Source organism: Cellulomonas sp. P4_A2 (assembly GCF_056402515.1).
Genome location: NZ_JBFUHG010000007.1, coordinates 255,386 through 270,384 on the forward strand (window position 1 = coordinate 255,386; position 14,999 = coordinate 270,384).

The following is a 14,999-nucleotide window of genomic DNA, read 5'->3' on the forward strand; positions in this document are numbered from 1 at the left end:
CGAGCCATCCTACGAGGGGCTGCCGACGCGCTCAGGCACGTCCCGTCCGGCGTCACCGCAGCCACGCGCCCTAGGCTGGACCGATGAGCACGCCAGCCGCGGACCTGCCCGCCAACGAGACGGTCCTGCTCGCGGCGTTCGAGGGGTGGAACGACGCGGGGTCGGCGGCCACGCAGGCCCTGGAGCACCTGCACGAGGTCTGGGACGCCGAGCACGTCGACGAGCTCGACCCCGAGGAGTACCACGACTTCCAGGTGAACCGGCCGATCGTGGGGCACGGTCCCGACGGTCGTCGCGAGATCACCTGGCCGACGACGGCGGTGGCCGTCACGAACGCGCCGGTCAGCGGTCGCCGGGTCGTGCTCGTGCACGGCATCGAGCCGTCGATGCGCTGGCGCCGGTACTGCACCGAGCTGCTGGACATCGCCGCCGGCCTCGGGGTGAACACCGTGGTGACCCTCGGCGCGCTGCTCGCGGACGTCCCGCACACCCGGCCGATCCCGGTGAACGCCACGAGCGAGGACGCCGAGGTCCGCGACATCTTCGGGCTCGAGCCCAACACCTACGAGGGCCCGACGGGCATCGTCGGCGTCCTGCAGCACGAGGCCGCGGCGCGCGGGATGCGGTCGCTGTCGCTGTGGGCCGCGGTGCCGCACTACGTCGCGCACCCGCCGTCGCCCAAGGCCACGCTCGCGCTGCTGCACCGGATCGAGCAGCTGCTGGGCGAGCCCGTCCCGCTGGGCGAGCTGCCCGACGACGCCGCGGCGTGGCAGCACGGCGTCGACGAGCTCGCCGCCGAGGACTCGGAGATCGGCGAGTACGTGCAGCAGCTCGAGGAGGCCAAGGACACCGCCGACCTCCCGGAGGCCAGCGGCGAGGCGATCGCGCAGGAGTTCGAGCGCTACCTGCGTCGCCGCGACAAGGGCACCGGCGGCTGACGCTCACCCGCGGTGGGCGTCGGCCCACCCGCGCGGACGATGCGCAGAGGTCAGAGTCGGATGCCCAGCAGGGCGTCGACCATGCGGGCGATGACGCCCGGCGCGCCCTCGACCGGGTCGGCGGTGCCGGCGAGCGAGAGGTCCGCCCAGGCGTCGACGACGGCCAGCGCGGTGGGGGTGTCGAGGTCGTCGGCGACGGCCGCGCGCACGGCGGCGAGGGTCGCGTCAGGGTCAGGGCCTCCGTTGCCCGAGACGGCCGCACGCCAGTGCTCCACCCGGGCCTGCGCCTCGACCAGGCCCGCGTCGGTCCAGTCCCAGTCGTCGCGGTAGCGGTGCGCCAGGATCGCGAGCCGGATCGCCATCGGGTCGACCCCCTGTTCGCGCAGCCGTGAGACGAGCACGAGGTTGCCGAGCGACTTGCTCATCTTGTGCCCGTCGAGACCGACCATGCCTGTGTGCACGTGCACCCGGGCACCGTGGCCGGCGTCGAGCAGGCGCGCGTGCGAGGTGCTCATCTCGTGGTGCGGGAACAACAGGTCGGAGCCGCCGCCCTCGACGTCGAACGGCAGGCCCAGGGCGTCGCGCGCGATGACCGCGCACTCGATGTGCCACCCGGGGCGGCCGTCGCCGAGGCTGCCGCCGTCCCACGCGGGTTCGCCGTCGCGCGAGCGCCGCCAGAGCAGGGGGTCGAGCGGGTCACGCTTGCCGGGACGGTCGGGGTCACCGCCGCGCTCGGCGGCCAGCGTCCGCATGAGGTCGTCCTCGAGACCGGCGACGGACCCGAACGAGACGTCCGCCGACAGGTCCGCGTAGATGTCGCCGCGCTCGTGGCCCTCGGTGGGCACCCGGTAGGCGGCGCCGGCGGCGAGCAGCTTCTCGACGGCCTCGACGACGGCGGGGATGGCCTCGACCACCCCGGAGTAGACGTCCGGCGGGATGACGGCCAGCGCGGCCATGTCCTCGGCGTACAGGGCGGTCTGCGACTGGGCGAGGTCGCGCCAGTCGACGCCCGTCGCGGTGGCGCGCTCCAGCAACGGGTCGTCGACGTCGGTGACGTTGGAGGCGTACCGCACGGTGTGCCCGGCGTCGCGCCAGGCGCGGCCCAGCACGTCGAAGGCGACGTAGGTGGCAGCGTGGCCCATGTGGGTGGCGTCGTACGGCGTGATGCCGCACACGTAGAGCGTGGCGTCTCCCCGCGAGGCGGCCAGCACGACCTGCCCGGTCGACGAGTCGAGGACCCGGACCGGGTCACCGTGCCCGGGGAGCGCAGGGACATGCGGCGGCGGCCAGGTGAGCACGGCGGAAGCCTAACCGCGTCCCGGCGGCACACGGGTCCGAGGTCCACAATGCCCACGTGACCGATGAACCGATCCGCCTGCAGGACCTCGAACCGAACGACGACGGCGAACGCGTCGTGGCCCGGACCGCCACCGGGTGGGGCGAGCCGACGCTCGGGCTCAAGCGAGGCGGCACGCTCTGGGTGATCGTCGCGGAACGCCGGGACCTGGCCGAGGCGTGTCGCCGGCACGGCATCGGCGAGACCGCGCTGAACATGCTCGAGCACCGCGGGCCGGGCTCGCACCCGTCGTCGGCGGACCACCCGCTGCGCGCGCGCCTGGACCGCTCCCCCGACGGCGAGATCGTGCTGACCGTGCCGACGCTGTCCTACGTCGAGCGGACGAGGGACGTGCACACGGGCGCGCTGGTCAGCGTCGTGGGCAACGGCGTCGTGCTCATGTGCGAGCTGGGCGACGCGGACGTGGTCGGCCGTGCGCTGGAGAAGCTCACCGGAGGCTTCCCGGTCCCCGACGAGGGCGTCCACCAGGTCCTGGCGGCGGTCCTGATGTCGCTCGTCGCGGAGGCCTCGGACGTCGAGGTCGGGCTCGGGGACGCGGTCGCCGAGGTCGAGCGCGCGGTGTTCTCGAGCAGCCGACGGAGCCCCGTCGAGGAGATCTACGACCTCAAGCGCGAGATCGCGGAGGCCCGGCGCGCGCTGAGTCCGGTCACCACGGTCCTCCCCGAGCTCGTCGCCGAGGCCGAGGAGGCCGACCACCGCAGGCACTCGCAGCCGTGGCTGCAACGGCTGACGGCATGGGTCGAGCGGCTCGACAAGCACCTGGACGGGTACGACGACCTGCTGACCGACATGCTCTCGGCACACCTGTCGCAGGTCTCGGTCCGGCAGAACGAGGACGTCCGCAAGATCTCGTCGTGGGCGGCCATCGCGGCGGCCCCGACGCTGGTGGCCAGCATCTACGGCATGAACTTCGAGCACATGCCCGAGCTCGACTGGACGTACGGCTACCCGCTGGCGCTCGGCGCGATGGCCCTCATCTGCGGCTCGCTGTACGCGCTGTTCCGACGGTCGGGCTGGCTGTAGCCGCCCAGGACGTGTCTCCCAGACCTGCGTCGCTCTGGTGCTGCGGCAGGCAGCGCTGCGCGCTCGCACGACCGGCCTGTCGATTCCGGCGAGGCTCGTCCGTCACAGTGGGGACAGGCCACAGGGGCCGCCGAACAGGAGGAGCGACATGACGCAGTACGCCATCTACTTCAACCAGCAGTGGGTCGGAGACCACCCGGCCGAGTGGTTCCAGACCCGCGTCGAGCCCAGCACGGCGGTCGTCCGTGACATGGAGGCGGCCGGGGTCCTGGTCTTCGCCGGCGGTCTCGAGGAGAACATGGCCGACGCGTTCAGCGCCGACGCGACGAGCGGGACCGTGTCGATCACCGACGGTCCCTACACCGAGACCACCGAGTACCTGGGCGGGATCACCGTCATCGACGTGCCCGACCTGGAGACGGCCAAGATGTGGGCGGGCAGGGTCGCCGAGGGATGCGGCTGGCCGCAGGAGGTCCGCGTCGTCATGTAGTCCCCACGGCGGTGCGGCACGACGACCACGGGACCTACCCGGCGACGGTCGAGTTGGGCTCCAGCACGCCCGTGAGCAGCAGCAGGACGACGAGGGCCGCCAGGCCGAGCCGGTAGTACACGAAGGGCTTGTAGCTGAAGGTCGAGACGATCTTCAGGAACACGATGATGACGAGATAGCCGACGACGAAGGCCACGAGCGTCGCGACGAGGGTCGCGAAGAACCCGGGGGCGCCGTCCTTCCCGAAGCCGTCGAGGCTCTTGGCCAGCTGGAACAGGCCCGACCCGAAGACCGCCGGGATGGCCAGCAGGAACGAGTACCGCGCCGCCGCCGACCGGGTGTAGCCCATGAGCAGACCACCGGTGATCGTGCCGCCCGACCGCGAGACGCCGGGCACCAGCGCCAGCGCCTGCCAGAACCCGAACTGCACGGCGTTCCGGCCGGACATCTGCTCCAGCGCCAGCCGTTTGGCGCCCACCTTGTCGGCCCACCCCAGCAGCAGGCCGAAGACGGCGAGCGTGAGCGCGATGAGCCACAGGTTGCGGAACGTCTGCTCGATCGCGTCCTGGAACAGCAGGCCGAGCACGACGATCGGGATCGATCCCAGCACGATGTACCAGGCCATGAGCGCGTCGTGGTCGGACGGCTCGCCGACCGGTGCGCCGACGCGTGCCCGCCAGGACGTGCCCAGCGACCCGCGCAGCGCCGACCACCAGGCGCGGAAGATCCGCGCGATGTCGCGCCGGAAGTACAGGATCACGGCGGTCTCGGTGCCCAGCTGCGTGATCGCGGTGAACGCCGCACCCGGGTCCGAGCCCAGCAGGTCGCCGACGATCCGCAGGTGCGCGCTCGACGAGATCGGCAGGAACTCGGTCAACCCCTGCACGAACCCCAGAAGGATCGCCTCGCCCAAACCCATTCCCGAAGTCACGAGCGGAACCCTAGCCGTGCCGTGTTGCCACAGGTGCGCAGCCCGCGCCGATTAGTGTTGCGCCTCATGGAACAGCGCCACCTGGGCCGGACCGGTCTGCGGGTCTCCCGGCTCGGGCTCGGCACGATGACGTGGAGCCGCGACACGGACGCGCACGACGCCTCCGAGCAGCTGCGGGACTTCGCCGACGCCGGGGGCACGCTCATCGACACGTCGGCCTCCTACGCCGACGGCGGCGCCGAGGAGCTGCTCGGCGCGCTGCTCGACGACGTCGTCCCGCGCGACGAGATGGTGCTGTGCACCAAGGCAGGCATCCGGCAGACGAGCACCGGCGGCGTGATCGACGCCTCGCGCGGTGGCCTGCTGAGCTCGCTGGACGCCTCGCTGCGCCGGCTGCGCACCGACCACGTGGACCTCTGGCTCGTCCAGACGCCCGACCCGCGCACCCCGCTCGACGAGACCGTCTCGGCGCTGCGACTCGCCGTGACGAGCGGTCGCGCACGCTACGTCGGCCTGTCCAACCACGCCGGGTGGCAGGTCGCCCGCGCGGCGACCCTGCTCGAGGACGAGATCGGGCTGACCGCGGTCGAGGCCGAGTACTCGCTGCTGCAGCGCGGGATCGAGCGCGAGGTCGTGCCCGCCGCGACCGTCCTCGGCATCGGCGTGCTCGCCTGGTCGCCGCTCGGTCGCGGGGTGCTGACCGGCAAGTACCGCCGCACCATCCCCGCCGACTCCCGTGCGGCGTCCCCGCACCTGGCCGGGTTCGTCGAGCCCTACCTGGCGCGCTCGTCGGCCGCCGTCGTCGAGGCGGTCGCCACCGCCGCCGAGGGACTCGAGCGCACGCCGCTGGACGTCGCGCTCGCGTGGGTGCTGAGCCGCGGGATCTCCGCGGCGATCGTCGGGGCCCGGACGGCCACGCAGCTGCGGGGGTCTCTGGCGGCGCTCGACCTGGAGCTTCCCGACGAGCTGCGCCGCGCGTTGAGCGAGGTCAGCGCACCGGCACTCGGGTACCCCGAGCGGTTCTAGGCGACGGGTCAGGCCTCGGCGAGGTCGTCGACGTCCGCGTCGACGTCGGGGTCGTAGTCCTCGTCGTCGTCCTCGTCGTCCTCGTCGTCGTCGTCCTCCTCGGCGAGGTAGAACGGCGTGGCCTCGCCGTGCACGGTGCCGAGCGCGTCGTCGTAGACCTCGAACGCGTCGGCCAGGATGTCGTACGCGTCGTCGACGGCCGGGTCGTCCTCGCCGTGCGGTGAGGCGACTGCGGTGTAGTGGGCCTCGAGGGCTGCGATCAGGCGGTCCAGCGCGGCACGCGGGTCGACGGTCATGCGACGACGTTAGCCTCCTGCGCGGCACAATGGGAGCGCGTAAGGTGTCCCGGCACCGGCAGGACTTCGAGTTGCGGCGTAGGTCGGACGACGGCGGCGATGGGGTGACGGATGGCAAACGGTCAGACACGGACGAAGCGCCCCGACTGGGTCGCGCAAGGCGGTCAGTACGAGTACCGCGAGCTCAGGATCCCCGCGACCGTGTCCCGGAACGACGCACGCCGCATGCTGACCGAGCAGGCCGAGCTGGGCCGCTGGGAGCTGTCACGGACGCTCCTGTTCGCGGGCGGGGAGCGCAAGGTCTGGCTGCGTCGCAAGATCATCCGCGTGCGCTCGACCCTCGCGGAGACCACGAGCCTCGACTGACCTACGCGGTCGCGGCGCGGCGGTGCAAGGTCGTGACCCGGCGACGCTCCCGGAACTGCTCGACGGTCATCGCGGGTCGGCGCTCGCGGAGCCAGCCCTGGACCTCGATGAGGTTCGCCACGTCGCCGGCCGTCGCCTCGGGCTCGTCCTCGTCCGTCTGGTCCGCCGACGGGTCGTCGTGCGAGACGGTGACGCCGAGCGCGGTGAGGAACGCGGTGGCCCGGTAGACGTTGAGGGTCCGGTCGGACAGGTCCAGGCGATCCATGGCGAGGCGCACCTCGCGCTCGTCGACCCGGTGCAGGCCAGCGTCCTCGTGCCCTGCGGTCTCGTGCGTGTGCTCGTCCATGGCCGACTCCCTCGTCGCGGCACTCCCTTGCTCTAGCCATCGACACGCAGAGGCCAGTTGAGAAGGGTTTGGTGCTCAGCAGTCGCGCAGGAGCCGGTCGAGCACGCGGGTGCCGAAGCGCAGGGCGTCGGTGGGCACGCGCTCGTCGACACCGTGGAACATGCCGGCGAAGTCCAGCTCCGGGGGCAGGCGCAGGGGTGCGAAGCCGTAGCCGCGGATGCCCAGGCGGGCCAGCGACTTGTTGTCCGTGCCGCCGGAGAGCGTGTAGGGCAGCACCACGGCGTCCGGGTCCTCGGCCACGAGCGCGTCGACCATGCGGTCGACGAGGTCGCCCGAGAACGGCACCTCGAGCGCCTGGTCGTGGTGCAGCGGCGTGACCGTCACGTGCTCGCCGGCCAGCTCGCGCACGGTCGAGAGGAACTCCTCCTCGTGGCCCGGCAGGAAGCGCCCGTCGACGGTCGCCTCCGCCGAGCCGGGGATGACGTTCGCCTTGTAGCCGGCGGTCAGCTGCGTGGGGTTCGTCGTGTTGCGCAGCGTGGCGCCGACGAACTTCGACGCGGGTCCCAGGGCCGCCACGAGGGCGTCGATCGCGGCCGGGTCCTCGGGGTCGTAGGTCAGGCCGGTGAGCTTGCCGACGCCGTCGAGCAGCGCCTGCACGGTGGGCGTCAGCTGCAGCGGCCACGGGTGCCGGCCGAGCCGAGCGACCGCCTCGGCCAGGTGCGTCACCGCGTTGTCGGCGTTGACCTGGCTGCCGTGGCCGGCACGGCCGTCGGCGACGAGCCGCAGCCACGACAGGCCCTTCTCGGCGGTCTGCAGCAGGTAGGCACGGCGGCCGTCGACGTCGACGGAGAAGCCGCCGACCTCGCTGATCGCCTCGGTCGCGCCCTCGAACAGCTCCGGGCGGTTGTCCACCGCCCAGCGCGCGCCCTTGGCGCCGCCGGCCTCCTCGTCGGCGAACATCGCGACGACGACGTCCCGTGCGGGGCGACGGCCCTCCCGGGCCATCTGTCGCACGACCGCCAGGATCATCGCGTCCATGTCCTTCATGTCCACGGCGCCGCGGCCCCAGACGAGGCCGTCGACCTCCTCGGCACCGAAAGGGTCGACCGACCAGTCGTCGGCCCGCGCCGGCACCACGTCGAGGTGCCCGTGCAGGACGAGCGCCGGGCGCGACGAGTCCGAGCCCTCCAGGCGCACGACGACGCTGGACCGGCCGGGCTCGCTCTCGAAGAGCTCCGGGTCGAGCCCGACCTCGGTCAGCAGCCCCATCACGTGCTCCGCCGCGACCCGCTCCCCCGGACCGGTGTCGTCACCGTAGTTCGAGGTGTCGATCCGGATGAGGTCGCGGCAGATGCCGACGACCTCGTCCTCGGCCGAGGGGGGAAGCGTGGTGGGCATGGCGATCAACCTACCGGGGCGGTCAGGACGAGGAGGCCGCGTCCAGACCGCGACGGACGAGCAGCGGCTCGATGATCGGGTCCCGGCCGCGCAGGTCGCGGAACAGCTCCATGGCGTCGACCGACCCGCCCCGGGAGAGCAGCTTCGCGCGGAACGCGTCCCCGTTCGCGCGCTGCAGCCCGCCGTTCTCGCGGAACCACTCGACGGTGTCGGCGTCGAGGACCTCGGACCAGATGTACGAGTAGTAGCCCGCCGAGTACCCGCCGCCGAAGATGTGGTTGAAGTACGAGGTCCGGTAGCGGGGCGGCACCGGCGCGAACGCGACCCCGGCCTTCTCCAGGGCGGCGGCCTCGAAGGCCTCGACCTCGGCGACGTCGGTCGGGACCTGGTCGGGCGAGAGCCGGTACCAGGCCTGGTCGAGCAGCGCGGCGGCCAGGTACTCGGTCGTCGCGAAGCCCTCGCCGTCCTGCCGGGCGGCCAGCAGCGTGTCCACCCAGGCGCTCGGCATGGGCTCGCCGGTCTCGTGGTGCAGGGCGAACGCGCGCACGATCGACGGCTCCCACGCCCAGATCTCGTTGACCTGCGACGGGTACTCGACGAAGTCGCGCGGCACCTCGGTGCCGGACTGGGACGGCCAGCGCACGGCCGAGAACAGCCCGTGCAGGGCGTGACCGAACTCGTGGAACAGCGTGATCACGTTGTCCCAGGTCAGGAGCGTGGGCTCCCCCTCGGGCGGCTTCGGGATGTTGAGGTTGTTGACGACCACGGCCGGCTCGCCCAGGAGCGTCGACTGGTCGACGAGGTTGTTCATCCAGGCGCCGCCGCGCTTGCTCTCCCGCGTCCAGAAGTCGCCGAGGAACAGGCCGATCCCGGTGCCGTCCTCGTCGAACACCTCGAAGACGCGCACGTCCGGGTGGTAGCCGACCAGGTCGTGCCGCTCGGCGAACGTGAGGCCGTACAGGTGGTTCGCGGCCCGGAAGACGCCGTCGGCGAGCACCCGCTCGAGCTCGAGGTACGGGCGCAGCTGGTCCTCGCTGAGCGAGCGCTTCTCCTTCTTGACCTTCTCGGCGTAGAACGCCCAGTCCCACGGCTCCAGCGTGGCGCCGGGCTCGTCGGCCTCCAGCGCGGCCGCCAGCTCGGCGGCCTCGACCTTCGCGTTGGCCACGGCGGCCGGGGCGAGCTTCTCGAGGATGTCCGCGACGGCCTCGGCGGTCTTGGCGGTCGCGTCCGCGGCGACGTACTCCGCGTGGTGGGCGTACCCGAGCAGCTGGGCGCGCTCGGCGCGCTTGCGGGCCAGGCCGAGCAGCGTCGCCCGTGTGTCGTGGTCGTCGCCCGCGGTGCCGCGCGTGATCGACGCGCGGAACACCCGCTCGCGCACGGCGCGGTCGGTCAGCGACGTGAGCGGCGCCTGCTGGGTCGGCAGCTCGAGCTCGAGGAGCCAGCCGTCCTCGATGCCGCGGTCGCGGGCTGCCTTCGCCGCGGCGACCCGCGCGTCCTCGGCGAGCCCGTCGAGCTCGCCCTCGTCGGTCACCAGGACGGCCGCGGCGTTGGTCGCCGCCAGCAGGTCGCGGCCGAACGCGGTCTCGAGCGAGTTGATCTCGCCGTTCAGGACGCGCAGGCGGTCCTGCGAGGCCTCGTCGAGACCCACGCCCGAGCGGACGAACTGGATGTGCGTGCGCTCGAGGAGCCACGCGGTGTCGGGCTCGAGGTCGGTGGCCGACTCCCGGAGGGCCTCGACGCGCGCGAACAGGCGCGGGTCCAGGTAGATCGCGTCGTGGTGCGCGGCGAGCAGCGGGGAGATCTCCTCCTCGATCGCGTCGAGGCCGGGCGAAGAGTCCGAGCTGGACTGGTTGAAGAACGACACCGCGGCGCGCTGCAGGAGGCGACCGGAGCGCTCGAGCGCCTCCAGCGTGTTCTCGACGGTGGGCGCGTCGGGGTTCGTCGCGATCGCCTCGATCTCGGCGCGCTGCTCGGTCATGCCCGCGAGCAGGGCGGGTCGGTAGTGCTCCTCACGGATGCGCGCGTGGTCGGGCAGGCCGTACGGCAGCGTCGACGTGGTGGCGAACGGGTTGTCAGCGGCGAGATCGGTCGTCATGGCGTTCATCATGGCCGACGCCGGAAAGGAATTCGTCCTCGGCGTCGTAGGCGAAGAAGTCACCCATCGCCTCCATCCGGCCGAAGCCGGGGAACGCCTCGCGCCAGTCGGTGCGCGCCGCCTCCTCGACGAGCCACGTGACGCACGCGCCGACCGTCTCCGCGTAGCCGCCCGGCGCCAGGTAGCCGAGCTCGCGCGAGGCCGCGCCCATGTCGAGCACCAGCGGCGTCGGCACCGCCCACGGGGTGAGCCCGACGTCCTTGGACGGCTCGCCCGGTACCCGGACGATGCGCGAGGTCGCGCCCATGACCGCGTCGATCGTCCGGGCGATCTCCTCGACCGTGAGCGCCTCCGGGTCGACCGCGTTGAGCACGCGGTGGCCGGGCCGGGCCGCCGCGAGCCGCACCAGCTCCGCCAGGACGGCGGTCGACGTGGTGTGGAAGCGGCTCTCGCCGTCGTAGGCCAGCACGCGCACGTCGCGCCCGTCCAGCGCACGCTTGACGAACGTCCACTCGCGCGGCTGCCGGCMGCCGGGGCCGTGGATCGCGCCCGGGCGCAGGATCGTCGTCGGGACCTCGGACGCGAGCCACGCCTGCTCGAGGGCGACCTTGCCGGTGGCGTAGGAGTCGTGGCCGGGGTCCACGGTCGGCTGGTCCTCGGTGATCGGCACCGGGAACGTGCCGAAGACCTCCGACTCGAAGCCCATCTGGTGCTCGTCGACGTAGACCGCCGCGCTCGAGACGACGATCGCGGAGCCGATCCGGTCCCGACGCCCCAGCAGCGGCTCGGCCTGGCGGTCGTCGTAGGCGACGACGTCGACGACGACGTCGACGCCCGTGCCGAGCGCGCGGTCCACGGCCTCCGGGTCGGACCGGTCGCCCAGCACCGGCTCGACACCCTCCAGCGGCGGGGCGTGCCGTGCGAGCACCCGCACGTCCCAGCCGTCCGCGAGCAGCGCCGGGACGGCCGTCCGGCCGATCTGACCGCCGCCGCCGATCACCAGAGCAGTCGCCATGAGAGCCGACGCTACGTCAGCGGGACGTCAGCGCCACCTCGTAGCCGTGGGCCTGCGCCACGGCACTGTTGCGCAGCGTTCCCGCGTGCGTGGTCAGGCCCGCCCCGMGCGMCGGCMGCGCGGCCGKCGCCCCCTCCCATCCGAGGTCCGCGAGCGCGGACAGGTACGGCAGGGTCACGTTGGTCAGCGCCCTCGTGGACGTCACCGGGACCGCGCCGGGCATGTTGGCCACGCAGTAGAAGACCGACCCGTGCACGACGAACGTCGGGTCGTCGTGCGTCGTCGCGCGCGTGTCCTCGAAGCAGCCGCCCTGGTCCACGGCGACGTCGACGAGCACCGATCCCGGCTTCATCCGCGAGACCAGCTCGTTGGTGACCAGCCTCGGCGCCCGGGCCCCGGTGACCAGGACGGCGCCGATCACGAGGTCCGCATCGAGCACCTCGCGCTCGACGGCGTACGCGCTGGACGCCACGGTGCGCACGCGTCCACCGAAGACGGTGTCGGTCTCGCGCAGCCGCGGCAGCGAGAGGTCGAGGACCGCGACGTCCGCCCGCATGCCGACCGCGATCTCGGCCGCGTGCCGCCCGACGACCCCGCCACCGAGGACGACGACCTTGGCGGCGTCGACCCCCGGGACCCCGCCCAGCAGGACCCCCGAGCCGCCCTCGTTCTTCATCAGGTGGTAGGCGCCGACCTGGGTGGACAACCGGCCCGCGACCTCGCTCATGGGCGCCAGCAGAGGCAGCGTCCCGTCGGGGAGCTGGACCGTCTCGTAGGCGATCGACGTGGTCCCGGCGGCCAGCAGCGCGTCCGTGCCGGGGCGGTCGGCCGCGAGGTGCAGGTACGTGAACAGCACGAGGTCGTCGCGCAGGAACCCGTACTCCGAGGCGACCGGTTCCTTGACCTTGCAGACGAGGTCCGCGCGCGCCCAGACCTCCGCGGCGTCGCCGACGACCGCGGCGCCGGCCGCCAGGTAGTCCTCGTCGCTGATCGCGGAGCCGACCCCCGCTCCCGCCTGGACGATGACCTCGTGCCCCGACGCGACCAGGTGGTGCACGCCGGCGGGCGTGATGGCCACGCGGTACTCGCGGTTCTTGACCTCGCTGGGGATGCCGACCTTCATCGGTGGGGCTCCGTCCGGGTGCGTCGAAACTGACTCGACCAGTCTGAACTTCCTGTGTCACAGCCAGATGACAACGGCAGAAGATTCGCTAGATTGCCGTCATGTCCGCATCCGATTCTCCAGTCCGACGTGTGGCCGATTCTGACCGAACGACGTTCGGCCCGGCGCCGGTGCTCGACGACATCGACCGCGACCTCCTGCGTGAGCTCGAGCGCGACGGGCGCATCTCGAACAAGGAGCTGGCCGCCCTCGTCGGGGTGGCGCCGTCGACGTGCCACGCCCGCGTGCGGGCCCTGCGGGACTCCGGAGTGCTGCGCGGCTTCCACGCCCAGGTGGATCCCGAGGCCGTCGGACGCGGGCTGCAGGCGATGATCGCGGTCCGGCTGCAGGCTGCCGCTCGCTCCCGGCTCTCGGAGGTCGCGCACCGCCTGGCGCAGCGTCCCGAGGTGCGCGACGTCTACCTGCTCGCGGGTGTCGACGACGTCCTGGTGCACGTCGCGGTCCGCGACTCCCCCGAGCTGCGCAGGTTCGTCCTGGAGCACCTGAGCACGCGCCCCGAGGTGGCGCACACGCAGACGAGCCTCGTGTTCGAGCACGTCCACGCACCGGGCACCGCCGCGCTCTAGAGACCCGCCACCCGCGCCCACGCCCGCGCCCGGTCGAGGCCCTCGCGGGCACCGCGCTCGTCGCCCAGCGCGTCCCACGTCCACAGCGCCGACTCCGTGGCCCGTGCCGTCCCCCAGGCCGCGATGCGCCACGGATCGGTCCCGAGATGCTCGGCGACGAGGGCCACCCGCTCGGCGAGCACCGCGTCGTCGTGCCGGAACGGGTCGTCCACCTGCTCCAGCAGCGGCCACGGGTCGTAGGCCGGGTCCCCGCGCATCGGCTTCGGGTCGATGGCGACGAAGGAGGCGGTACCGCTACCCGACTGCAGGAGGTTGCCCGGGTTGAGGTCGCCGTGCACGACGACCCCGGGAACCCCGCCCGGGAGCGTCCGCAGCAGCGCGGCGGCGGTGCCCACGTCGACACCGTGCCGGTCGGCCCGCCGCTCGAGGACGTCGGCCCAGGCCGCGCACACGTCGACCATCGAGGCCACCGCCAACGCCGACGTCCCGGGCGCCTCGTGCAGGGTCCGCGCCACGAGCGCGCCCGTCACCAGCTGGTCCGCGGGACTGGCCACGCTGTCGGCCAGCGGGGTGCCCGGCACGACCCGCTCCAGCAGGAGCGCCCAGTCGTCGGGGTCGTGGTCGATCAGCTCCGGGGCGCCGTGGCCGTGCCAGGCGCGCAGCCCCGCCGCCTCGTCGCGCGCCTCGTCGTGCGGGAACACGATCTTGAGCACCACGTCCCGCCCGTCGTGGTCCCGCCCGGGCGCCGTCCAACCGGATGCGCCCGCCTCGAACGGGCGACCCAGGACCAGTCCCCAGCGTTGCGCCGAACGGGTGACCAGGTCCGGCAGCCTCGACAGCCACGCGGCGCCGTCGGGAGTCCGTCCGACCCCGTCGCGCACGTTCGCAGGGACCTCCGGAGCACGCATTCGACGAGGCTACCGACGGCTCCGGCCCCCTTCGCGGGCGCTCGCGGCCGGTTCGGGCCGTGTGCGATCCTCTGCGGGACCGGTGCACTCGACGCGGAGCGCCTCCGGGGGCGTACGACCAGGAGGCACGGGTGAGCGGTGGAGACCCGCACGGGTTCGACCCGTGGGTCGACGCGCGCGGGAACGGGCCCCGGACGTCGCTGGTCCCCACTCCTCGGACCCCGCTCGAGGACGAGTTCGGGATCCGGTTCCTGGGTCCTCCGGTGCGGGTGCGTCGCGGCCCTCGCCGCGGGTTCGTGCTGTCGATGGTCGTCCTCGTCGCGGCTGCGGCGGTCCTCACCGGACGCCTGTGGTCGATCGGCCAGAGCTCCGTCCCGCCGGCCGGTTTCGAGGAAGCCGCGACCCCTCTCGGCACCCCGCCGCCCGAGACCATGCTGGCGACCGGCAACCACACGTTCGCAGCGATGCAGCCCGACGGCAGCGGCCCCGTCGCGTGGAGCCCGTGCCGACCGATCCACTACGTCGTGCGTCCCGACGGCGGTCCCGCCAACGGCGCGGAGCTGATCGCCACCGCGGTCGCGCGGGTGTCGGCCGCGACCGGGCTGGTGTTCGTCGACGACGGGCTGACGCAGGAGGCGCCGAACGTCGACCGCGACGCCTACGAGCCCGAGCTCTACGGGAAGCGTTGGGCGCCGGTGCTCGTGGCCTGGTCGACGCCCGAGGAGACCCCGGCGCTGGCCGGCGACACCGTGGGGATCGGCGGCTCCGCCCCCGTCACGCGAGCGGGGCTGTCCGTCTACGTCACCGGGTCGGTCACCCTCGACGGACCCGGGTTCGCGGAGCTGCTCGCCACCCCGAGCGGCACCACCAGCGCCTACGGCGTGATCACGCACGAGCTCGGGCACGTCGTCGGGCTCGACCACGTCGAGGACCCGAACCAGCTCATGTACCCCCGCGCCTCGCCCGCCGTCACCACGTTCCAGCCGGGTGATCTTGCGGGCCTCGCCGCGCTCGGGACGGGTTCCTGCGCGCCCCAGCTCTGAGTCTCTCTCACGAAACTC

The 14,999-nt window shown here is 72.9% G+C and carries 16 protein-coding genes; 7 read left to right on the top strand and 9 right to left on the bottom strand.

From position 1 onward, the window contains the following. The first annotated feature begins 83 nt into the window (after positions 1–83). The gene (locus tag AC1DUE_RS09655) at positions 84–938 is read left to right on the top strand and encodes a PAC2 family protein (protein ID WP_477039186.1); all 855 of its coding nucleotides are present in this window, start codon (positions 84–86) and stop codon (positions 936–938) included. Positions 939–988: 50 nt separating this feature from the next. Here AC1DUE_RS09655 and mshC read toward each other — a convergent pair whose 3' ends face one another. Then, positions 989–2,236 (bottom strand): cysteine--1-D-myo-inosityl 2-amino-2-deoxy-alpha-D-glucopyranoside ligase, encoded by a 1,248-nt coding sequence (gene mshC / locus AC1DUE_RS09660; RefSeq protein ID WP_477039187.1) that lies wholly within the window; start codon positions 2,234–2,236, stop codon positions 989–991. Between the two features lie 56 nt (positions 2,237–2,292). Between mshC and AC1DUE_RS09665 the strand changes: the two genes are divergently transcribed. Together AC1DUE_RS09665 and AC1DUE_RS09670 are read left to right on the top strand one after the other, a co-directional pair. After that, a complete protein-coding gene (locus tag AC1DUE_RS09665) occupies positions 2,293–3,318 on the top strand; it encodes a magnesium and cobalt transport protein CorA (protein WP_477039188.1) in 1,026 nt (341 codons plus the stop codon). A 148-nt stretch (positions 3,319–3,466) separates the two neighbouring features. Further along, entirely contained in the window at positions 3,467–3,808 is a 342-nt protein-coding gene (locus tag AC1DUE_RS09670; RefSeq protein ID WP_477039189.1) for a YciI family protein, read from the top strand. A 34-nt stretch (positions 3,809–3,842) separates the two neighbouring features. Here the strand turns inward: AC1DUE_RS09670 and uppP are convergent, their stop codons facing one another. Then, positions 3,843–4,727: an undecaprenyl-diphosphatase UppP gene (gene uppP, locus AC1DUE_RS09675; RefSeq protein ID WP_477039280.1), complete on the bottom strand. Its 885-nt coding sequence runs from the start codon at positions 4,725–4,727 to the stop codon at positions 3,843–3,845. Positions 4,728–4,805: 78 nt separating this feature from the next. Between uppP and AC1DUE_RS09680 the strand changes: the two genes are divergently transcribed. Then, entirely contained in the window at positions 4,806–5,765 is a 960-nt protein-coding gene (locus tag AC1DUE_RS09680; protein ID WP_477039190.1) for an aldo/keto reductase, read from the top strand. An 8-nt stretch (positions 5,766–5,773) separates the two neighbouring features. Here the strand turns inward: AC1DUE_RS09680 and AC1DUE_RS09685 are convergent, their stop codons facing one another. Next, positions 5,774–6,061, bottom strand: a complete 288-nt coding sequence (locus AC1DUE_RS09685; RefSeq protein WP_477039191.1) for a primosomal protein — start codon at positions 6,059–6,061, stop codon at positions 5,774–5,776. A gap of 111 nt (positions 6,062–6,172) precedes the next feature. Here AC1DUE_RS09685 and AC1DUE_RS09690 point away from each other — a divergent pair, with 111 nt between their 5' ends. Next, on the top strand, positions 6,173–6,427 hold the full coding sequence (locus AC1DUE_RS09690) for a DUF5703 family protein (RefSeq protein WP_477039192.1): 255 nt from the start codon (positions 6,173–6,175) through the stop codon (positions 6,425–6,427). Between the two features lies 1 nt (position 6,428). Here AC1DUE_RS09690 and AC1DUE_RS09695 read toward each other — a convergent pair whose 3' ends face one another. The 5 genes from AC1DUE_RS09695 to ald form a co-directional block, all read right to left on the bottom strand. Then, the gene (locus AC1DUE_RS09695; protein ID WP_477039193.1) at positions 6,429–6,773 is read right to left on the bottom strand and encodes a hypothetical protein; all 345 of its coding nucleotides are present in this window, start codon (positions 6,771–6,773) and stop codon (positions 6,429–6,431) included. A 75-nt stretch (positions 6,774–6,848) separates the two neighbouring features. Further along, complete coding sequence (locus AC1DUE_RS09700; protein ID WP_477039194.1) at positions 6,849–8,171, bottom strand: M20/M25/M40 family metallo-hydrolase; 1,323 nt, start codon at positions 8,169–8,171, stop codon at positions 6,849–6,851. Positions 8,172–8,193: 22 nt separating this feature from the next. Further along, the gene (locus tag AC1DUE_RS09705; protein WP_477039281.1) at positions 8,194–10,275 is read right to left on the bottom strand and encodes a M3 family metallopeptidase; all 2,082 of its coding nucleotides are present in this window, start codon (positions 10,273–10,275) and stop codon (positions 8,194–8,196) included. Continuing rightward, complete coding sequence (locus AC1DUE_RS09710) at positions 10,244–11,281, bottom strand: NAD-dependent epimerase/dehydratase family protein (protein WP_477039195.1); 1,038 nt, start codon at positions 11,279–11,281, stop codon at positions 10,244–10,246. Before AC1DUE_RS09710 ends, AC1DUE_RS09705 begins: the two co-directional genes overlap by 32 nt. A gap of 16 nt (positions 11,282–11,297) precedes the next feature. Further along, positions 11,298–12,404, bottom strand: a complete 1,107-nt coding sequence (gene ald, locus AC1DUE_RS09715; RefSeq protein ID WP_477039196.1) for an alanine dehydrogenase — start codon at positions 12,402–12,404, stop codon at positions 11,298–11,300. A gap of 131 nt (positions 12,405–12,535) precedes the next feature. On the opposite strand from ald, the gene AC1DUE_RS09720 reads away from it, so the two are divergent. Next, positions 12,536–13,030, top strand: coding sequence for an Lrp/AsnC family transcriptional regulator (locus AC1DUE_RS09720; protein ID WP_477039197.1), 495 nt, complete (start codon positions 12,536–12,538; stop codon positions 13,028–13,030). Here AC1DUE_RS09720 and AC1DUE_RS09725 read toward each other — a convergent pair. After that, complete coding sequence (locus AC1DUE_RS09725; protein WP_477039198.1) at positions 13,027–13,938, bottom strand: aminoglycoside phosphotransferase family protein; 912 nt, start codon at positions 13,936–13,938, stop codon at positions 13,027–13,029. The genes AC1DUE_RS09720 and AC1DUE_RS09725 overlap by 4 nt on opposite strands. Positions 13,939–14,069: 131 nt before the next feature. On the opposite strand from AC1DUE_RS09725, the gene AC1DUE_RS09730 reads away from it, so the two are divergent. Further along, on the top strand, positions 14,070–14,981 hold the full coding sequence (locus AC1DUE_RS09730; protein ID WP_477039199.1) for a matrixin family metalloprotease: 912 nt from the start codon (positions 14,070–14,072) through the stop codon (positions 14,979–14,981). The last annotated feature ends 18 nt before the right edge of the window (positions 14,982–14,999 follow it).